We start from the raw sequence: 21416 nt of genomic DNA, 5'->3' as shown, positions 1-21416 counted from the left end.
TATCGGATCGAATCGGACTGGACAGGTTGTAGCGAGTCGTGTCCCACCCGGTTGTGCGCCAGCAGCGGCCCGCCCGTAGCGGAGCGAGGAGGAGGCGCCCAGCGCGGCGTGGCCGCGCCGTTCTCGAATGGACTGACCCAGGGTTGCCGCCCGGGTTGCGGATCACGTAGTAGGAGGCCGATGGTGGACAGCCCCCGGGCGACCGGGGAGGTGTTCGGTGACTAGGACATCGGCGTAGCCATAGTCGGGGTCGGTGTTGGGGTCCACTTTGAGCTGGTTCTCTGTTCATCAACCGTGACGGCGGTTGCTCACGAATCTCGACGGGCGTGTTGTGGAGTCGATGTTTACGGATTTGGGCATCACCGTCGACCGACAGGGTGCCTATAGAGTGCGCAGGCAGGAAAGCGTGCCGATGCCCGACCTGTCGAAGTCGAGTCGTATGTGACGATCCGCCAGGATCTTCGCGCGGGAATTTCCAAGCATGCCATCGAGCGCAAGCACGGGATTGGGTGGTGCGGTGCCGATATCCACGAACCCAAACTATAGATGCGAATATCCCCCAGATGACAATCCGGCGCCGCTCCGAACGACTCATCAAGGCTGCCGGGTTTCCCCGCCACTGCCTTGGAGTTCCGGCCCACCGCCGACGATGCCGTCGAACTTGCCGAGCTGCGATTGCTCAACGACGACCGGCCCGCCGGAGCCCCCGGTCGGATCCATCGGATGACCCGGACCGCGTGTGAGTGAAACAAACATCTCGAATTCAGAGCTAGCACCCTCACCGAGGCCGTCGAAATTCGCGAACAACTCGATCTGAAAGTGCTGTCGGAATTCGCGGAAAAACGCCGTCGGAATTCATGGGAAGATTCCGTCGAAACTCACGAAATATCCATCTGGCGGGGTATTTGTTCCGTCACGACTCACGATTGCAATTTGGATTCGACATGGCGCTCGAGCTTTTGGATGCGTACCTTTGGGGTTGAGTTGATTTCTGATTCAATTCTGTGAGGCAAAATGTAGACGATTCAAATCATGAGCAAGATGGCAGCGCGAAACCGGCGACGCCACTACGCGAGAAACGACTCGGTCACCGGCAACAGTGATCGCATTACCGACCGCTGGCATCGTCGTCGGCAACACCGCTATTGGCAGTGGCATCCACGTCGAATTCAGCTGGCTGATCATCCATGCCTGCACTGCCGGTGACACCCCGGACAACTGCGCCCCGTCAAGGCGGCGTCGGCTTCACCGGCGGACGGCCCCGGCTGCCACCAGCGGACGTATCGGCCCAGGACTCCATCTAGACGACAACCACCGTCGCGCTCGGCGGCGCACGCGGCCACCTGGCCTCGGTTGGTCATGCACGCACCACATCAACAAGGAAGGCACCTCATGCCTCTCTCTCCCAACCAAGGGTCGACCGGAGGCGGGACCGTCGTCACGATCACCGGCACGAACCTCGGCGGCGCCACCGCCGTTCGCTTCGGCTCCAAGCCGGCCGCCATCACGGCCAACACACCTACGTCGGTCACGGTCATCTCCCCGTCCGGAACGGGCGTAGTCGGTGTGACCGTGACCACCTTGGGTGGGACCAGCAACCCACGGTCGTTCTTCTACATCGGCCCACCGTTCAAGGCCGGCCTGTCCCCCGCCTCGGGCATCACCGCCGGCGGCAACACGGCCACCCTGACCGGAACCGGCCTGTCCACCGCGACGGCGGTGAGCTTCGGTGCCAACTCCGCGACCCCGACTGTGGTCAACGACGGCGTGCTGACCGTCGTTGTCCCGGCGGCCGCGGCGGAGGGATCGGTGGGCGTCAGCGTCACTACCGCAGGCGGTACCGGCAACGGTCTTGTCTACACCTACGTTGCGGCCCCTGCCTTGACCTCGATCAGTCCGACTTCAGGTCCAGTAGCCGGAGGCACCACGGTTACCCTCACCGGCACGGGCTTCACAGGGGCGACCTGGGTTACCTTCGGTGCCACACCGGCCACGTCATTCACGGTCGTCTCCGCCACGCAGATCACGGCGGTTGCTCCTGCGGGGACGGGTACGGTGCTGGTCACCGTCACCACCGTCGGTGGCACCAGCAACGGAGTCTCCTACACCTACGTTTCGGGTCCGGCTCCGATAGATTTGGCGACAGCCTCGTCGTTCGCAGTATTGGCGGGAGCCACAGTCACCAACACCGGCGCTTCGGTCGTCACCGGCGATCTGGGGCTCAGCCCCGGCAGCGCAGTAACCGGGTTTCCGCCGGGAACAGTGATCAATGGCGCACAGCATGTCGCGGACGCAGTCGCGGTCCAAGCCCAAACTGATCTGACGACCGCCTACAACGATGCTGCCGGCGGGACCCCGGCCATCGGGGTGCCAGCGGACATCGGCGGACTAACCCTAGTTTCGGGGGTGTACAACACAGCCGCCGCAATGGGTCTGACCGGCACCGTCACCCTCGATGCGCAGGGTAACCCCAACGCGGTATTCATCTTCCAGGCCGGGTCGACATTGATCACCGCGACGAACAGCACCGTCAGCCTCATCAACGGAGCCTCGCCTTCCAACGTCCTCTGGCAGGTGGGTAGCTCAGCGACCTTGGGCACCAATACCACCTTCGCCGGGACCATCTTGGCGTTGACCTCGATCACGGTGCAGACCGGAACCACCGTGTCCGGACGCGCACTGGCCCGCAACGGTGCAGTCACCCTGGACACCAACACCATCACTGTGCCCTAAGCCTCGATCTACTGAGGTTTTGACTTGTCCGCGCGCCCCCGGCGAGGCGCTCGAACGATCCGCCACCCCGGCATCCGCGCTCACCTCATGACCATCGCACCGCCAGGTCTTCGCCGCGCGTAGCTACGCACCTCACCGCCCGCCCACGGACTTCGGGCAATCCGCGGGCGGGACTCGGGCGTCGGGTGGGTTCCGGGGCTAACGCAGACGGACCTCGATGGCCTCGATGATGCGGGGGCGGAGTTCGGCGGCACGGATGACAGCGTCGACAGAGCCGACCTCGACGGCGCGCTGGATGTTGTGCACGCGGTCGAACTCCGTGGCCACCTCGCCGAGCTTCTCTGCGCGGACCGACGCGCGGAGCTCGTCGAGTTCCGCGGTCAACGCGCCGCGGTCGGCGCCAGAGGCGATTGCGGCACGGGCCTCCAGGTCCCGCACGCGCGGATCGGCCGCGGTGCGGGCGTTGACGTCGCCGGAGAACACCACCGCCGCGGCGGGAGCACCGCCGAGCACCGAGGCGAACGAGCCTTCCAACGCGAGCACGGTCATGTTCGGGTTCAGCGCCTTCGAGAAGACCACGAACGCGCCGCCGTGATACCGCGAGATCACGCAGAACACGATCGGCCCGCGGAAGTTCACGATCGCGCGGCCGATCTCGGCGCCGTATTCCAGCTGCAAGTTCCGCATCGACTCCGGGGAGCCGTCGAACCCGGACAGGTTCGCCAGCACCACTAGCGGCCGGTTCCCGCTCGCCGCGTTGATCGCCCGCGCCGCCTTCTTCGATGACCGCGGGAACAGCGTGCCGGCGGTGTAGGTGTCCGGGCCGTCGGTGGGCGGAAAACCGCGACGCGGCACCGACTGTGACTCGATGCCGAGCAGGCATACCGGCATGCCACCGAGATGCACATCCTGCACCACTGCGGTCTCCGCATCGCCCATGCCCGCCCAGCGTTCCAGCACCGGGTGGTCCTGGTCGGAGAGCGCCCGCATCACGGTCCGGATGTCGAACGGCTTCTTACGGTCCGGGTTCGCCTGAGCGGAGAAGATGTCGCCGACAGTGGTGAAGTCGCTGCCCACCACGGCATGCGGGAAGTCGGAGATGTCGCGGTCGACGGGGTCGGTCGTCTTCGCCCGCCGCGGCGTCTCCTCCCCTGGTGCGACGTACGTGTGGTCGTAGTACGACATCAGCACATCCCGCGCGGCGGTCAGGTTCGGCGCCCAGTACTGCGCCTGCCCGTTCGGGCCCATCACCCGGTCGTAGCCGCCGATGCCGAGGTTGTCCTCGGCCGACACGCCACCGGAGAAGTCGAGCGACTCCTTGCCTGTGAGCACCATCGCCGAGTCCGGCGTCATCACCAGGATGCCCTTGGTGTGCATGAGCATCGTCGCCTCGGCATTCCAGTAAGGCTGCGCGCCGACGTTGATGCCCGCGACCACGATGTTGATCTCGCCGCCGCCCTGGGTGAACTCGACAATCCGCTTGAGCGCGGCAGCCACCCAATCCATGTTCTCCGTGCCCGACTCCATGGAGATCCGGGCGCCGGCGGACAGCGCGTACCACTCCAGCGGCACCCGCATCCGGTCGGCCAGGTCCAGCGCCGCGATCACACGGCGGCACTCCGGTTCCGACAGTGCGCCGAGCGACTTCGTCGGGTCGCCGAGCAATACGACCCTGGTGACGCCCTGCGGGTGCCGCCGGGTCGGCGTGGTGATCACACCCGCGACGATCGCCGCGGTGTTGCGCCCCTTCGGCCGGTCAACCGGCACCAGCGCGTGGTCGGCGTCGAGATCGTGCTCAAGGAAATCGCCGAGTAAGCCGGTCAATTCGTACGGGTACACGGTGTTGCGGCTGCTCGCGCGCAGCACCTTCTGTCGGTAGTCGTCGACCGGCTCGACCGGCTCGGCCGACGGTTCGCCGACGGTCAGCTCGGTGCCGCCGGTCGCGTCGAAGGAGATGCGCACGGTGAGCTTTGTCAGCTCGCCGGTCTTCCGGTCGCGCCGGCGCGCGATGAACAGGATTTCCTCCAGCCCTGCGCCCGCGGTCGTCGGCAGCACTCGCCCGGCGATCATCTCCAGCTCGGCGCGGGTGAGGTCGCTCGGCGGCCAGATGTAGACCACGATCCGGTTGGTGTTGAAGCGAGTCTTCGACGGTCGCCGCGACTGCGCGCGGCGGATCGAGTCGATGCAGGTGGCGATGGTGTTCTCGGCCGTCGGCAGCGCGATAAGCCGGCCCGTGTGCTCGCGCAGCCCGGTCAGGTCACGCACCTGCGCGAACGCGACGAGGCGGTCGTCCGACGGGTTCTCCCGCGCCACGCACCGGAAAAGATAGACCTCCTCGTCCAACGACGGCAACCGGGTGAGGTCGAACTTGCTCAGCCGCTCCAGCTGCATCCGCTGCGCGATGTACGGGTGCAGGCCGCGGATCAGACGCTCCTCATTCATCCCCGTGGTCGAGGGACGGAAGGTGAAGTGGTGGTGTATCACCGCGGCACCGCGGCCCGCGACAGTGGTGGTCAGCCTACGGACCTGGTTCGGCAGCGGGTGCGTCCTGACGACCTCCTGCAGCGCAGCCGCCATCACGTCGGAGTCCTCCGGCTGCTTCTCCCAGGCGAGATAGATATCGGCGTCGATGGCGTTCCCGCCGCTCGCCAGCTCCGCGAGCCCGCGCAGCGCGCTGCCGAGCGCTTCGAAGCTCACCGCACAGGAGACCACCCGCGAGCCGACACGCTCGGCGACCACGAACGTGCAGCCCCCGACCCCGGCGGTGCGGACGCCGGTGAGCCCCTTGTTGCCGTAGTACCGCCTGGTCAGCACTTCCAACATGACCGCGTTGTCCAGGTGGTGGTGGATAAGCCGCTGACCGAGCAGCCGCACCAACGGCTCGGTGCTGCGCACCATCTCGGCGATGCGCTCGGCGCGGTCCGGCGAGTCCGGGTACGCATCCAGGTGGCGCAGATGCTTGCGGACATCGGCATAGACGCGGGCGCGGTTGCGGCGCAGCAGTGGCTGGCCGAACCAGGCGAACACCACGCCGCGCGCGAGGTCGGAAACCACGGGATAACGGACCTGTGTTGCGGCCACCAGCCGCTCCAGCGCGAGGCCGGCAGGCTCACGGAGCGTCTCGTCGGGCATCGGTTCCCACAGCCACGCGCGCAACAACGTCGCGACCACCGCGGCGGTGGCGGGCCCGCGTTGCAGAGCGAGGAAGATCCGGAACACCGCGGCTTCGAGCTCGGGGGAACGCTCCAGCTCGGTGACACCGTAGTGCCCGAGCGCCGTGGCGAGCTTGGCCTGAAACGACTCCGGCAGCCGAGCCCGCTCGACGTCGAGGCTCTGCAGGTAGGTGTGGAAGTACTCGCGGGCGCTGTGCAGGTGGCCGCCGACATCCTCGCCCGCGGGCCGATTGCGGCTCAGCTCGGCGAGGTCGGCGAACACGTCGAGGAGCTCGAGCTCCTCGGCCAGCGGCCGGCGGCCGTCCGCCATCACCGCCCGGCGCGCGACCAGGTAGTCGTCGAGCACCCTGCGTTCGTCGTGCGGGTCGACATCGAAGCCCAGCAGCAGGCTGCGCAAGTCCTCCTGACCGCGCGAGGCACGCTCCCGCGCCGTGATCTGCCCGGACGCGTCGGGCAGGTCCAGCTCGACGGATCCCGCGGCCGAAGTGTCCTCGGCTTCGGTGTCGTCGTCGGCGAGCGGCTCCAGCCGCAGCAGCGGCGCACCGGTCTCCACCTTGCTGCCCACAGACACGACACATTCCTTCAGCCGCGCCTTGAACGGCGCCCGCAGCACCGTCTCCATCTTCATGCTCTCCAGCACAAGCACCGGCGCACCCGCCTCGACCTCGGCGCCGACCTCCAGCGGCGTGGCGACCACCAGCGCGGGCGCGGGCGAGCGGACGACGCCGCCCTCGTCTCGGCTGACCCGGTGCGTCACGCCGTCCACCTCGACCAGGTGGATCGGCCCGTGCGTGCCGGTGAGCAGGCGGTATCGGGTGCCGTTGACGACGATCCGCCCGGTGTGCCGGTCGAAGCGCTCGAGCTCGACGTCGGCGGCACGGATGTGATCCGACGCAGTCTGCGCGGGGCCCTGCGGTGGTGACGCTGCGCTACCCCCTCCGGGCCTGACCGCGCGAACTGGGCCACCCGATTCGATGCCGACGCGGAACCGATGCGCGCCGACCCGCGCGACGCGCACGCGGTAGCCGACGCCACGCAGCTTCAGATCCAGCGGCCGTCCACTCTCGTGCTGCACCTGTGGGCGGCCGCCGAACGCCGTCGACAGCAGCCGATGCCGCTCGACGCGTTCCTCCTCCTCGTACGCCTCGATGGCGGCGGCTGCCAGCGCGACGGCGGAGTGCTGATGCGAGACCAGCCTGCCCTCGCCGCGGGCGCGGTCGATCCAGCCGGTGTCCGCGCTGGCGTCGATCACCTCCGGCTGATCGAGCAGATCGAGCACGAAGCTCTTGTTCGTCGCGCCACCTTCGATGATCACCGTGGTTTCCGACATCGCCCGGCGCAGCCTGCCGAGCGCCTCGTCGCGGTCGCGGCCGTAGGCGATGATCTTCGCGATCATCGAATCGAAGTCGGCGGGGATGGTGTCGCCCTCGCTGACGCCGGTGTCCACGCGGATGCCCGGCCCGGTGGGCAGGTCGAGGCGCGCGATGCGGCCCGGGGAGGGCGCGAAGTCGCGGTCGGGGTCTTCGGCGTTCAGCCGGGCTTCGATGGCGTGCCCGCGCTCCACCGGCGGCTCACCTTCGAGCCTGCCACCGGATGCCACCCACAGCTGCGCCCTGACCAGGTCGAACCCGGTTGTGGACTCGGTGATCGGATGCTCGACCTGCAGGCGGGTATTGACCTCGAGGAACGCGAACTGCTTGTCGCCGGGATGGTAGAGGAACTCGACGGTCGCCGCGCCCCGGTAACCGACCGCGACGGCCAGCCGTTCGGCCGACGCCTTGAGCTCGGCCGTCTGCACCGGGCTGAGCACCGGCGACGCCGACTCCTCGATGACCTTCTGGTTCCGCCGCTGCACCGAGCAGTCGCGGACGCCGAGCGCCCACGCGGTGCCCTCGCCGTCAGCGATCACCTGGACCTCCACGTGCCGGGCACCGGTGATCAGCCGCTCCAGGAACACGACGCCGCTGCCGAATGCGCGCGCGGCCTCCTGGCTGGTGCGCTCGTAGGCGTCGGCGAGCTCGGCCTCGTTCGTGACCACGCGGATGCCGCGTCCGCCGCCGCCCGCGGTCGCCTTCAACATCAGCGGGTAGCCGATCTCGGCCGCCGCCGCCAGTGCGGCCTCCAAGGTCTCGACCGCACCGCGGCTCCACGGCGCGACCGGCACACCGACTTCCTCGGCGATCAGTTTCGCACCGATCTTGTCACCGAGCATGCGCATGGCCTCCGCGCTCGGTCCGACAAAGGTGACGCCGACCCTCTCGCACAGCTCCGCGAATGCCGGGTCCTCCGCCACGAAGCCCCACCCGACCCACGCGGCGTCGGCCCCGGTCTCCACCAGCGCGAGCTCCAGCGCCTTCAGGTCGAGGTACGGGCGCTCGGACGCGGGACCGAGGTCGTAGGCGATGTCGGCCTCTCGCACGAACGTGGCAGTGCAGTCGACGTCGGTGTGCAGGGCGACGGTTTCGATCGGTGTCGCGGTCTCCGCGGCCAGGTCCCGGACAGCATGAATCAGCCTCATCGCGGCCTCACCACGGTTGACGATCACGATACGTCTGAACACTCGACAGCCCTTCCTATGTTTATGCACCAGCCCGGTCGACCGACGCGACACATCCAACGCGCCCGCAGCGAATTGTCTGGAGAAGCTTGTCATGAGGTCATGGGATGCGCTCACCAACAGTGGTACCACCTGCCGCGTAATGCGTTACAGAACTGCCCACAACCCGCAGGCTGGACCCGCACTCCCGCCTTGCCGTTCCACAGCGATTCCGCGCGCGCCGCAACATCTCCATGGGAAGAATCGCAGACCGACGAGCGAGCTGTCGCGTCAACTCACCGTCTCTCAGCTAACTACACCAAAAGTCCGGAACCGACTACAGTTCAACCGCATACAACAAACACCTGACCTTCGCCGTTTCTTGGCTACGATCTGGCGCCGGGTCGACGCGGACAGCCGGCCGGCCACCGACTTCACGATGATCAGCCCCGTACCTTCGGGGCGTGCGCACGATCCCGTTGGAGGCCCGGAGGTCGCATCCGATGCGGGCCTAGTAACCGACGGTGAAGTGTTTGGTTTCGCGTGGGTTCTCGAGCTCGTCCAGGACGGCCGCGGCAAGGTCTTCGACGGAGATTCGGGACGAGCCATCGGCGCTGGTGATGAGTGTGGTGGTGCCGCGTCGGTATTTTCCGGTGCGACGTCCGGGTTCGAGGATGGCGGGTGGGCTGAGATAGACCCAGTTGGCAGGGTGTGCCCGGCATGATTCCCATTGCGCGACGCTGGCAGCAGCGATGGTGCGGATTGCTTCCGGCACGTACTCCGGGCTGTCGATAACGAGCCGGTCGAGGCGTCCCGGGATCTGCAAAGGGGCGGCGCCGCCGACGATGAGGATGCGCGTCCGAGCTGTTGCGGCGGCGTCGAGCAGCGCTGTCGTGGTCGTGGCGACAGCGTATTCGCGCCCGGGGGCAGGTCGGGTCGCGGCCACGATCGCGTCGGTGCCGCTGAACAGTCTGCTCATGTGGTCGGGGTCGTTCGCGTCGCCCTCGACGCCGGTCACTCCGGGTGGCAGGGCGGCAGGCCGCTCTTTCCGGAATACCGCGATGAGGTCATGGCCCCGGCGTGCGGCTTCCTTGACGACGCGCGAGCCGACCATGCCGGTGGCTCCGACGACGGCGATCTTCATCGAGGTGTCCCTTTCGGTGTGGGTGTTGAGACAGACCCGGGTGAGCGGGTGGACGAGGGAAGCTGTCCCGCGACGATCGCGGCGAGTGAGAGCCCGAACCCCACGAGTTGGATCGGGCCGAGTGTCTGGCCGAGCAGGATGGCGCCGAGAACGGCGGCGACCAGCGGCGAGAGCAGAGCGAGAATCGCGACAGAGTTGACGGGCAAGGTGGTAATGCCGCGCAACCACAGGATGTAGGCGATCAGGCCGCCAACCAGACCGAGCCAGAGGTAGCCGAGGGCGGCGGTCAGGTCGATCGCGGGAGGTAGTCCCTCGACAAGAAAAGTGACAGGCACCAGGAACAGACCTCCTGCGGTGAGTTGCCAGCCGGCGAAAGCGGTGGGACTGACGTCGGCGGGACGTCCCCAGCGTTTGGTGAGGGTCACGCCGAGTGCCATCGTGGCCGCGCAGGCAAGGCCTGCCGCGATCCCGCCGATGTCGAGTGCCGCGTTCGGCCCGATCACCACCAAGCCGACCCCGACCATGCCGGTCGTTCCCCACGCGAGACGCCAGGCGGAGGGGCGCTCGTGCAGGACGGTCACGGCCAGACCGGCGACGATGAGCGGCTGGGCCGCCGCCAGGGTGGCGGCTACGCCCCCGGGGAGGCGCTCGGCCGTGGTGAACAGCAGGGGAAAGAACAGGCCGATATTCAGCACGCCGAGCGCCGCGGCTTTCCCCCACCACGTTCCACGCGGCAAGGTCCGGGTGATCGCCAGCGCGATCAGGCCTGCGGGCAGCGCACGCATGAGTCCCGCGAACAGTGGGTGCCCCAGCGGGAGAAGCTCGGTGGTGACGACATAGGTCGTGCCCCACGCCAAGGGAGCGAGGGCGGTCAGGGCGGCGCCAGGCAGATTTCCACGGGGAGAACCGCTGCCGGTTCCGACGGGAACTCTCTGTGCTACTGGACTTTTCACGCTTGCAGTCTCACCCGACAGCGATCAATGAGTCCAACACATGTTTGTCACACCATCAATCTCGATACAAGATTGATCGATGGAGCTTCAGCAGATGCGCTACGTCGTCGCCGTCGCCGAGACGAACAGCTTCACCCGGGCCGCCGAACGATGTCTGGTTGTCCAGTCCGCCCTCAGTCACCAAATCGCGCGCCTGGAACGGGAACTCGGCGCGCGACTTTTCGAACGCACCAGCCGCCGGGTGCGGCTGACGCCGGCCGGTGCAGCGTTCCTCCCGGCCGCCCGCCAGTGTTTGGACGCCGCCGAGCGCGCGGCCGCCGAGGTCGCCGCGGCTGTCGGAGAGGTACGCGGACGGCTGGCCGTGGGCCTGATCCCTACTGTCGCCGCGGTCGATATCCCAGGCGCGCTGCGGGACTTCCGCCAGCAGTACCCGCACGTGCGCATCAGTCTGCGTGTGGGCGCGAGCGAAGACCTCGTCGAGCAGGTCGAGAAAGGAGCCGTCGACGTGGCTTTCCTCGGGCTGCCGACCACCGCGCGACCCCAGGGTGTCGCGGCCCACGAACTCGCCCGTGACCGACTCGTCGCTGTGGTCGCGCCAGACCATCCACTAGCCCACGAACCGGCGGTCGACCTGCGCAGGCTTTCTTCCGAGGTATTCGTGGACCTTCCGGCTGGGACGGCCGGACGTGCCCAATCCGACCAAGCCTTCTCAGCCGCTGGTCTCGACCGTAGCGTCGCGTTCGAAGTGACCACGGCAGACTCGATGATGGCTCGACTGGTCGGGCAGGGCCTCGGCGTCGCCATGCTCCCCTCCGCCTACGTGCCTCAGCTCGCCGGCGTAGTCACCATCGAGGTCGCCGACGCGCCTACCCGCGTCGAGTACGTCATCTGGAGCCGCTTCAGCCGCACGCCGGCGGCGACCGCCTTCCTCGCCGTTCTCGACATCCCCACCGCTTGATTGCGATGGCCATTGTGCCGCCGAGTTCGAGGGACTCACTCGTTCGGCGACTACTGCGATGGTTCGTTTACTGCGATGGTTCGTTCTCGGCCTGTCCGCAGCTCAGCGGCACCTGCTCGAACTCTGCCATTATCTGCCGCAGGAAATGCCGGAGCGGAGTATCCGATTTCGTCGTGTTGTAACAAGTTTCGATAACAGGCTGCAGCTGGTGGCCGGTGTCGACGACAACCCGCAGCAGCCTCTGCTCGGCGCACCGGCTCAGGACCGGGGCCAGGAGCTCGGCCGCACGCCGGGTGTGCCCTGTCGCCGACAGGCAGCACCCGCGCAGCAGCTCGGCGTGCAGCAGCGCGCGCGGCCGGTTCTGCCCGGCGATCTCGCGCACCAGCTGCTCGGCGCGACGGCAGGCCAGCTCGGCTGCCACACTGGTGCGTTCGGCCAGCAGCAGCCGGATCGCCGAGTCGTGGGCGAGTTCGGCGGTGATCGCCGATGCCGCATTCGGCTGCCTGGTGTATGGGGCGAGCTGCTCGAGGTCTCGACGATCGGTATCGGCGATCGGCAGCCCCAGACGGATGCGCTCGTTCACCATCCGGGCGGCGAGCCGCGGAATCGGCGCTATCGCCGCGATCGCGGCGCCCTCGTCCAGCCGTTGCCGTGCGGTGTCGAGATCGCCACGCACTCCGGCGAGACGGGCACCGGTCCCATAGGCCGCCAGCAGGAACTCCACCCCGCCGCCCTCGACGGCCAACCCGATATCCAACAACTCCTCGGCCTCGATGAATTGCCCCTTCTCATACAGCAATTCGCCGAGTAGTGCACTGGCCAGCCGGGTGGAGTACGACTGCCGGCCGGTCTGCAGGGCCAGGCTCAGCGCGGTCCGGAAATAGGATTCCGCCGACGCAAGGCCGAGTTGCTCGCTGGCGGCTACCCCGGCGATGCAGTCGCAGTACATGACGGCAAAGGGGCCACGACCACGATTTCGGTACGGTTCGAACCAGCGATGCCAGCGGTACACCTCATCGAACTCGAAGCGATGTAGCGCAGTCCCCATCGCCATCATTGCGACTGCCTGCGCCATATACGGTCGAAGCGGCTCGCGGGCTCGCACCAGCACCGACTCCGGCACCCTCACGGGTTGGTCTACGACCAAAGCCGCGCAGGTGCGGGCCAGCGCCGATTCGATGCGGGTCTCGTTGCTCTGGTCATCGTCGGCCGGCGCCTCCGCTAGTGCCGCATCCGCGCGGTCGAGCACGGTGGTCGCGACGTCCAAGCGCTGCAGGGCGATGTTCGCCCAGGCGATCTTCACCTGCAGCTTCGGGTTCTGTGCCGTCAGCGAGTCGGGCAGCTTGGCCACCAGACCGAGTAGGGTCGCCATCCGCGAGTCCTCCAACAGCGCCTCGGCGTGCGCGTCCACCAGTTCCATGGCACGGTCGGGAGCGTTGGCCGCCAGCGCGTGATCGACGGCCTCGGTGACCATTGCGTGGTCGGCGAACCACTCGCACGCCGTGGAATGCAATTCCTCGAGCAGACCGGGATACTGCTGGATCAGTCGGCGGCGCAGGAAGTCGGCGAACAACGCGTGATAACGAAACCACCGCAGTTCGTCGTCGAGAGCGCGCAGGAACAGATCCCGCGCGCGAACCTCCTCCAGCAGTACCTGCCCGCCGGTCACGCCGGCCAGCGCTTCGGCGAGCCCCCCGCAGATCCGCTCGGGAACCGAGGTCCGCATCACGAACTCGAGCATGCCCGGCTCGAGAGTATCGATCACGTTCTCCATCAGATACTCGCCGATAGCGTAATGCCGTCCAGAAATCTGACTGAGATATGCGCCCGGATCCTCACGTCCGCGCAGCGACAACGACGCCAGCTGCACCGCAGCCGCCCAACCCTCGGTCGATGCGCGCAAGTGCGCGATCTCCTCGGCCGCCAGCGACAAGTCGTTGACCCCCGCGACGAACGCGGCGGTCTCGACATCATCGAACCGCAGACCGGCCGCATCGATCTCCACGAGCTCATCACGAACCAGCATCCGACTCAACGGCAACCCTTTGCGACTACGACTGGTGACGATCATCTGCAGGTGATGGCAGCCTCGATCAAGCAGGAACTCCATCGCCGCCACGGTGACCGGGCTGCTCACCCGATGCCAGTCATCGACCACCAAGGCCACCGCCTCGCCACGGTGGTGAATCTCATCGATCAGGGTGGCCATCACGTGCTGCGCCGCATCGCTGGAGCGTTCCTCGAGGATTTGCGCCAGATCGGTCGCCACCGCAGGGTGCGCGCGGCGAATCGCCTCGATGACATGAGAAAGGAACCACACCACGTTGTTGTCGTCGAGGTCCACGCTGAGCCAGGCGACGCGGACACCGTCGCAGGCGAGAGAATCGATCCACTGCGCGGCCAGCGTGCTCTTCCCGAACCCGGCCGGCCCGTGGATCAGCACCAGCCGCTGGGACCGGCCTCGCCGCAAGATGTCGAGCAACCGTCGCCGCGCGACCGGCTGACGCGACGGCTCCGGCGGCCGATAACGGGTCGACGGTGTCACCAGCGCCGTCTGCACAGACAACGGCGGCGCTGGTGTGGGAGCCGGTTCGACACCGATCTCGCACCCGCCGGTCACATCGCTGGCCGCAAGCACCATCGAGTTCACTGCCACACCGCTCGAGAACTCGATATTCCGGAGTCGATCACCGAACTCACGCGCGGTCGCGGGCCGCTGCGCGGGATCACCGGCCATCGCCGATTCGACAGCGACACACAACAGCGCGGGCACCCCACCTCGCCGCAGATCCGGAACCGGCTCGGTGGTGACCCGCACAAACTGCGCGACCACCGACTCACCCCGCCGCCGTTCGAAAGCCGCGTGACCGGTCAGCAAACAGAACAGCGTCGCGCCCAGACTGTAGATATCCGCGGCCACCGTCGGCTCCCCACCCCGAAGCACCTCAGGAGCCGTGAACGCCGGAGTCCCCGCCACCAACCCGGCAGCGGTCTGGAACCCACCACCGACACGCGCGATACCGAAATCGGCCAGCTGCGGCTCACCGTAGTCGGTCATCAAGATATTGGCGGGATTGACATCACGATGCACGATGCCGCGGGTGTGCGCGGCCGCCAACGCTCCGGCGATCTTCACCCCGACCGACAACACCTCCTGCCAGGGCAACGGCCCCTTCACTCGGACCCGCGACTGCAACGACCCCTGCGCATGAAACGGCATCACAAGGTAGGGCTTACCGGTCGTGGTGACATCAGCCCGCAACACCTGCACGACATGCGGATGCGCCGAGAACCGGCCAAGGGCCCGCTGCTCACGCAGGAAACGCGCCCGGTCCTGCTCGGTCACCTCCGAATCGAGAACCTTCACCGCCACAGCACGATCAAGCGAGTGCTCCACACACCGATACACCACACCGAAACCACCCCGACCGATCTCCCGCGCACCATCAAACCCCGCCGCAGCCAACTCCGCCGCGACACCCGAACCGACATCGCGCTGCGTCCCCTCGAGGTCATGGCTGCCCACCGTCTGCACATCAATTCCAGTGGCTCAACGAAATATTCTGTATACCGTTATATTTCGCCCGCAGCCTGATGGGCGGCCGCTTCCGTAGCCGTTCATGTCCGCCTCTCGACGTGAGAAAGCCCGACAGTTCGATACTAATCCCGGTCCCAGCTGATAACCTCAGTTTGCTGTGAGATTGCGGCTACCCGCGGTCCGCTTCGGACATGGCTGCGGGTGCTTGCAGATGAGGGGTAGCGCTTTGCGGTACGTCGCGACTATAGGCGGCGAAAAGTCCCAGCGAGTCCCGTCACCGATGGCGGGAAGCCGGGCCGAGCCCGTTCGGTGAATCCTGCGCCATCGGCGACCTCGTCGATGGCCCCGACTGGATAGCCGAACTCCAGAACGGCCGCCGGGCGGCCGCGATCGACACGGCGCGCGTCTGTGCCTGGCTCTGGGCTCGGTACAGATACTCTCAGTATCCGATCTAGACGACATGGGTATCCCAAATCGCAGGAAGGATCGAATCGTGGGGAGCCGAATACTCAGATTGACCGCAGCCTTGACGGGAACCCTCATCGTGGTCGGAGGCGGGGCGATCTCCGCACCACTGGCATGGACGCAGCCGGCGGCGGAGGCCGCCGCTGATTTCTACGTACCACCCGCGCCGCTGCCGCAGGGAGCGGGCACCATCGTACGCACGGAGGCGGCGCGGCTGGCGCTGTCCATCCCCGGACCGACCGGGACGATCCCGGCAACGTCGACGCGCATGATGTATGTCAGCAGCGATACCCACGACGCGCCGACCGCGGCGGTGGGAACGTATCTGGAACCGGCCCAGCCGTGGACAGGACCGGGAGAGCGGCCGCTGATCGCGTACGCGGTCGGCACAAAGGGACAAGGCGATCAGTGCGCGCCCTCGAAGCTGCTCTCGCAGTTCGTCCAATACCAGCCTCCGCTCGACCTAATGGTCGAATACGACGTCCTGGCGCTCTATACGCTGCTGGCCCGCGGCATGGCGGTAGTGGTGACCGACTACCAGGGCCTGGGCACGCCCGCTATTCACGACTATCTCAACCGGAAAGCGCAAGCCCACGCGGTACTGGACTCCGCGCGTGCCGCGCTGCGGTTGCCTGGCACCAGCCTCACCGCCAACGCGCCGGTCATTCTCTACGGGTACTCCCAAGGCGGCATGGCCTCGGCCGGCGCGGCCGAATTGCAACCGAGCTACGCCCCCGATCTGAACGTGCGCGGCGCGTACGTCGGCGGACCAGTGGTGGACGACGAATACTTCATCGGATTCAACGACGGCCGAGCCCCCATCGCACCCGCCTTCGCCTGGATCCTCAACGGCATCGCCGCCGACTATCCCGCCACCCGCCCGGTGCTCGACGCTGAACTCAACGACATCGGCAAGGCGATCCTGCGCGAAGCCCAGGACAAATGCGCCGTCCCGATCGGACTGGCGCAGCAACATCAGTTCACGTCCCAATGGACCACCAGCGGACAATCTCTCATCGACGTGATCAATCAGTCGCCGACGTTGAGAGCAGCATTCGACCAGCAGCGAGTCGGCACCCTCACCCCGTCGGCGCCCGTCCTCATCGCCGCGGCCATGAACGATGAGGGAGCGCCGTTCGTACCCATCCGCGATATGGCCGCCGGCTGGTGCGGTGGTGGCGCGACGGTTCAGCTGGATTCGAACGCCCATATTCCCACTGTCATTTCCGGATTGGCGATGACCCACGTGCTGGCCTTCTTCCCGGCGCTGGCCGCCTCGCAGCAGTGGTTGACCGATCGGCTCGGGGACCAGCCTGCCCCGACCAACTGCGCCGCCCTGCCCTAGCCGCGGATGCCGGCGAATTCGGCAATCGGTTGTACGGTGTTCTGCCTCGAGTGTGCCGCGCATTGCCGGCTCGTCACATGCGAGGTGGTGCCGCGATCTCTGTGTACGATGCCCGGCGCGGTTCGGCCCCATGCCGAACCGCGCCGCTGGCTGACCTGGCCGAGGACATCGCGCAACCTCACATGCGAAGCCAGCGAGCATCGCCCGACGTTCGCCGGATGAACCGCCCCGCCTTTTCGGCCCGGGTAGTCCATCAGGGCCCGCTACTGTCGGTGAATGTGGACATGCCCTCTGCGCAACAGGAGTTCTCCGCATACGGGCTATCGCACTGGATAGCCCTGGCTGTCTTCGCGGCGGGAGCGGTGCTCGTCGTCCGAATCGGTCGCAAGCACCAGAGTGCCTCTACCGCACGCTGTTTCAGCCGATCTTTCGGAGTCGCGACCCTCGTGCTGTACTCGACGATCTACGTCGTCGCCCTGATCCCACCGACTATCGGTCGCTCGGTTCCCTTACGGTTGACCGATCTCGCGAGCCTGGTGTCCGCGTACGCGCTGTGGTCGCACCGGACTTGGGCGTATGCACTGACCTACTACTGGTGTCTCACCTTGAGCACCCAGGCGCTCGTTTCACCGGCCTTGCACAGTCCGGACTTTCCCGACCAGGAGTTCTTGGCCTTCTGGGCGATTCACCTGATCGTGGTCTGGGCGGCGATCTACCTCACCTGGGGCATCGGCATGCGCCCGGACTGGCGCAGCTATCGGACTGCCGTGGTGGCCACCGTAGCCTGGGTAGTGGCGACCTTCGCATTCAACACCTTCGCCGACACCAACTACGGGTTCGTCAACGCGAAACCCGAAACTCCCTCACTGCTCGACGCGCTCGGGCCTTGGCCCTGGTATCTGTGCACGGTGGCCATCCTCTTGCTAGCCGTGTGGGCACTGATGACCTGGCCTTGGGTCCAAGCGGCCAGGTCCTCGCCGCACCACGGGGGCTGATCCACGGCTCATCGCAGTGGCCTGTTCTCATTGCGAGCGGTAGTCGGCGACAACCCAGTTGCCGCCGTCGCGGTGCACGTTCACCGTCAGCAGGGTGGCGGCGCTGACCGGTTCGGGATGCTGCACGTTCTGGGTCTGCTGGGTAGCGAAGACCGTGACGGTGTAGTCGTCGCCGTCGACGGTGCCGATAGCGGTGCCGACCACGTCGCCGTGTGCGACGACCTGGGCCTCGGTCATGATTTTGCTGAGCGTGTCGTGGACGGTGTCGTAGCGGTGGGACAGGCGGTCGGTGGTTCCGTGCCGCACGCTGTCGAAGAAGGCGTCGAGGTTGCGGAAGTCGTAGGTCAGTGACCGTTTCGCGTAGTCCGCGGCGACCGCTGCGGCTTTATCGCGATCGTCGACGTCGCGCCGCAGGGCATCGAGGTCATGTTCGGTGGTGTACCAGCGCCACCCGAGGAAACCGGCGAGAGCGGTAAGGGCGACCAGCGCAGCGACCAGTGCGCGCGGGATCACCGAGGAGACCGGACATTTCGCCTCTTCGGTGCGCACCGCTGTGGAGGATTCGTCGTCTGTAGTCGTCGCCGATTCGTCGGTCATTGTTTCTACCTCGATTACTTCGGTGGGATGACAGTCACTCGGGCGGGCCCGCCCTCGGGGAACATGGTGGACAGGATGTCGACGATCGAGCCGGCGTCGAGGCGCAATGGCCGCAGCCGATCGGTGGCCGGCCGGACGATGCCGGCGATCAACGCCAATTCCGGGGCCAGCTGTGCGACGTAGTGGTTCATCCTGAGCATCATCGGCGTGAGCGTGTCATCCCAGACGTTCTCGCCGACATGGGAGTAGTCCTCGAAGGCGCGGATCAGGTGCACCACTTCGGGATCGGCGCGATCGATCACCGGGGCGACGGCGCTGAAGGTGCTGCCCTGGCCGTCGAAGTTGTCGGCGAGGGTTTGGAGATTGAGCCAGAGCCGGTGGATCTGATCCTGTTTGTCCCGCATGGTGTTCGCCAACAGGCTGGCGGACTGCGCGAGGTTGGCGATGTCTGCCTGACGTCCGGCGGTGGCATTGTCGAGGGTGGTCAGCAGACTATCGACGACCGCGGGGTCCAATTGGGCGAGCAGGGTGTCCAGACGTGCCATCATCTCGCCCGCGGTGATCGGAATCTCGACCTGGCCCGCCGCTATCACGGAGCCCTCGGCGAGGTAAGGGCCGTCCGCGCTGTGCGGACGGAATTCCAGGTACTGCTCACCCGCGGCAGACAGATTCGCGACCCGAACCGTGCTGGTCACCGGAATCCGGTATTTCGCATCGAATTCGATGGCGACGGCGACGCCGTCCTTGGTGGTGGTGATGTCACGGACGCGGCCGATCGCCATGCCGCGCAGATCGACGGACGATGTTTCCATCAGCCCGCCCGAGGTCGGCATCCGCACCGTGATGGTCGTGGTGTCCCGCGCCGGATTGATATCGAGGACGCCGGCGGCGAGATACAGGGCACCGGCGAGAGTGGTGGCCAGGAGACCGGTCAGGGATGCGGTTGTGCGCGGGCTCATGGCACCATTCCGATCGACCGGAGCACGGTAACCAGTGCGTCGGCCTGCTGTTCGGCGGACGCTGACGTCGCGACGCCGTGAATCCGGATATTCGGTGGCGCACTGAAATATGGGATCAGGGTGTCGCGCAGTAAACGAGTGAACTTGTCGGCGTTCATCGGGATGGTGGTGTCCGCGTCGGCGACGGTCAACAGCAGCGGCCGCATGGCACGGTAGATATCGAGAGTGTCGCCGTAGATCGGCCACACCAGATCACCGGCGGGCTGCAGGAGATGGCCGAGTGCCACCGAAAGGTCGACGATCCCGAAGAGGACATCGCTCAGACCGGCGGCGCGGTCGGGTCCGAGGACGAGAGCGCGGTCGACGGCGGACCTTTTGACCGCCAGGTCGTCGCTGATAGCGGCAGCCGAGTCGAGGACGCGGTCGAGATCCGCTGTGCCGGTGGACAGGTCGTGCACGTCCGCACGGATCTCCGCTGCCAGACGCTGGTACTCGCCGTCGTCGGGGAAGGCGGCGTTGACTCGGCCGATCGCGGTGGCCAGGTCGTCGAAGCGGCCGTTGGCCAGTACATTCGACATTCCCCGCAACAGGTTCTCGACGCTGTCCGGGGGGCGGGTCTGCGCCAGTGGTATGACATCGCCCGATGTCAGGCGCGGACCTGCCCCGGCGGCTGGCGGCCGCAGCGCTATGTATGACTCGCCGAGCAGGGTGGTTTGCCGAATCTCGGCGGTGGTCGATTTCGGCAGCTGCACTGTCGATGTCAGGTCGACAGTCGCGATAGCGACCCGGTCGGCCAGTTCGACCCGGTCCACAACGCCGACCTCGGCGCCGTCCGCCATGACCTTCGCCTTCGCCGGCAGACTCAGCACGCTGGCGAACTCGATCCTGATCTCGTAACTCGCGCCTGAGACACGGGCTCCGGGAACCGGCAGGTCGGCCGGGTCGACACCACATCCCGCGATCAGAACGACCGCGCCGACGGCACAGAGAGGACGCCATTTCATCGCGGCCCCGTTCCATCGGCGTGCTGGCACACTGTGCCGGACAGCGGGGTGTCAGCGGTCGCCGGGCAACTCATCGCCGGGGCGCCGGGCGCGATCGGTAGCAGAATGCGCAGGAGGGCATCTACGGCGGGCGGCAGATGCGACAGCAGATCTCGGATGCCGCCGGCGTTGTGCAGCGCGGCATGCGCCGCCGGAACGGCGGAGTCCAGCGCCGTGTATACCCGATCGCCGTACTTGTCGACGTTGCGTGCCAGCACTGGAAGCACCTGGTTGGACAGGTCGACCATGGGTGCGAAGTTCGCCGAAAGTCCCTCGACCACTTCCAATCCGTCGTAAAGGTGGTCCAGCAGTAGCTGCATATCGGGCCAGTTCGCGGCGAACATGGTGGTGAGCAGGTCGAGGTTGTCGATCAGCCGCCGCATGGTGGCGTCCCGGTCCCGCGGGTCGCCGACCAGCCGCGACAGGTGCGCAAGCAGGTCGTTGGTGGTCGTTCCGGTGTCGCGCATGGCGCGGTCGAGGCCGGCGAGAGTGTCGCCCGCGCGGGTGTCACCGGGTACGCCGCCGGTGATGTCGGCGGTCAATCGTCCGAGGGCGTCGAAGGATTCGCTGACCCCGAGCGGGGTTTTGGTGCGCGACAGCGGAATACAGGTGTCAGCAGCGAGTTCCGGACCGTCGGTGTGGGATCGGATGAGTTCGACCCTGCGGTCGGTGACGATCGAGCCCGACATGGTGACCGCGCTGGTATCGGACGGTAGTGTCACGTCCTGGTCGAGGCGCATCGTCACCCGCATGCGGTCGCCGAGGGGTTCGATGCGGTCGACGATCCCGGCGCGGACGCCGAGCACGGTGACGTCGTTGCCTCGGTAGAGACCGTCGGTATCGGTGAACTCCGCGCAGACGGTCTTGCCGAAACTCGTCCGGTCTAGGGGTGTGACCGCAGAGGACCCGAGTCCGGCGAGCACGGTGAGTACGGTGATCCCGATCAGCGGATACCAGACCCGTTTTCCGACCCTCAT

The 21416-nt window shown here is 66.8% G+C and carries 14 protein-coding genes; 4 read left to right on the top strand and 10 right to left on the bottom strand.

Features of this window, described 5'->3' with window-relative positions; all coding sequences use genetic code 11:
* Positions 1-381: 381 nt before the first annotated feature.
* Positions 382-531 (bottom strand): hypothetical protein, encoded by a 150-nt coding sequence (locus tag OH799_RS30950; protein WP_406271467.1) that lies wholly within the window; start codon positions 529-531, stop codon positions 382-384.
* Between the two features lie 63 nt (positions 532-594).
* The gene (locus OH799_RS30945; RefSeq protein ID WP_406271464.1) at positions 595-720 is read right to left on the bottom strand and encodes a hypothetical protein; all 126 of its coding nucleotides are present in this window, start codon (positions 718-720) and stop codon (positions 595-597) included.
* A 672-nt stretch (positions 721-1392) separates the two neighbouring features.
* On the opposite strand from OH799_RS30945, the gene OH799_RS30940 reads away from it, so the two are divergent.
* Complete coding sequence (locus OH799_RS30940; protein WP_406271461.1) at positions 1393-2733, top strand: ice-binding family protein; 1341 nt, start codon at positions 1393-1395, stop codon at positions 2731-2733.
* A gap of 198 nt (positions 2734-2931) precedes the next feature.
* Here the strand turns inward: OH799_RS30940 and OH799_RS30935 are convergent, their stop codons facing one another.
* From OH799_RS30935 to OH799_RS30925, 3 genes are all read right to left on the bottom strand, one after another.
* Entirely contained in the window at positions 2932-8466 is a 5535-nt protein-coding gene (locus tag OH799_RS30935) for a carboxyl transferase domain-containing protein (protein WP_406271458.1), read from the bottom strand.
* A 487-nt stretch (positions 8467-8953) separates the two neighbouring features.
* On the bottom strand, positions 8954-9586 hold the full coding sequence (locus OH799_RS30930; RefSeq protein WP_406271455.1) for an NAD(P)-dependent oxidoreductase: 633 nt from the start codon (positions 9584-9586) through the stop codon (positions 8954-8956).
* Positions 9583-10539 (bottom strand): EamA family transporter, encoded by a 957-nt coding sequence (locus tag OH799_RS30925; RefSeq protein ID WP_406271453.1) that lies wholly within the window; start codon positions 10537-10539, stop codon positions 9583-9585. Before OH799_RS30925 ends, OH799_RS30930 begins: the two co-directional genes overlap by 4 nt.
* A 79-nt stretch (positions 10540-10618) precedes the next feature.
* Here OH799_RS30925 and OH799_RS30920 point away from each other — a divergent pair, with 79 nt between their 5' ends.
* Entirely contained in the window at positions 10619-11497 is an 879-nt protein-coding gene (locus tag OH799_RS30920) for a LysR family transcriptional regulator (protein WP_406271451.1), read from the top strand.
* Between the two features lie 67 nt (positions 11498-11564).
* Here the strand turns inward: OH799_RS30920 and OH799_RS30915 are convergent, their stop codons facing one another.
* Complete coding sequence (locus tag OH799_RS30915; protein WP_406271448.1) at positions 11565-15023, bottom strand: protein kinase domain-containing protein; 3459 nt, start codon at positions 15021-15023, stop codon at positions 11565-11567.
* A gap of 505 nt (positions 15024-15528) precedes the next feature.
* Here OH799_RS30915 and OH799_RS30910 point away from each other — a divergent pair.
* Both OH799_RS30910 and OH799_RS30905 read left to right on the top strand, forming a co-directional pair.
* Complete coding sequence (locus OH799_RS30910) at positions 15529-16845, top strand: lipase family protein (protein WP_406271445.1); 1317 nt, start codon at positions 15529-15531, stop codon at positions 16843-16845.
* 284 nt (positions 16846-17129) lie between these two features.
* Positions 17130-17840, top strand: coding sequence for a TIGR02206 family membrane protein (locus OH799_RS30905; protein WP_406282751.1), 711 nt, complete (start codon positions 17130-17132; stop codon positions 17838-17840).
* Positions 17841-17867: 27 nt separating this feature from the next.
* Here OH799_RS30905 and OH799_RS30900 read toward each other — a convergent pair whose 3' ends face one another.
* Genes OH799_RS30900 through OH799_RS30885 form a run of 4 tightly spaced genes read right to left on the bottom strand, consistent with a single transcriptional unit; the run spans position 17868 to position 21416 of the window.
* A complete protein-coding gene (locus OH799_RS30900) occupies positions 17868-18437 on the bottom strand; it encodes a hypothetical protein (RefSeq protein WP_406271442.1) in 570 nt (189 codons plus the stop codon).
* 14 nt (positions 18438-18451) lie between these two features.
* On the bottom strand, positions 18452-19396 hold the full coding sequence (locus tag OH799_RS30895; protein WP_406271439.1) for an MlaD family protein: 945 nt from the start codon (positions 19394-19396) through the stop codon (positions 18452-18454).
* Positions 19393-20400 carry an MlaD family protein gene (locus tag OH799_RS30890; RefSeq protein ID WP_406271436.1) on the bottom strand — a complete coding sequence of 336 codons (1008 nt, stop codon included), beginning with the start codon at positions 20398-20400 and terminating at the stop codon, positions 19393-19395. The genes OH799_RS30895 and OH799_RS30890 overlap by 4 nt, the downstream gene beginning before the upstream one ends.
* Entirely contained in the window at positions 20397-21416 is a 1020-nt protein-coding gene (locus tag OH799_RS30885; protein WP_406271433.1) for an MlaD family protein, read from the bottom strand. The genes OH799_RS30890 and OH799_RS30885 overlap by 4 nt, the downstream gene beginning before the upstream one ends.

Origin of the sequence: Nocardia sp. NBC_00881 (genome assembly GCF_045207455.1) — a bacterium.
GTDB lineage: Bacteria > Actinomycetota > Actinomycetes > Mycobacteriales > Mycobacteriaceae > Nocardia.
Note: the sequence above shows the minus strand (reverse complement) of the source record. Positions and strands in the feature narration are given on the sequence as shown.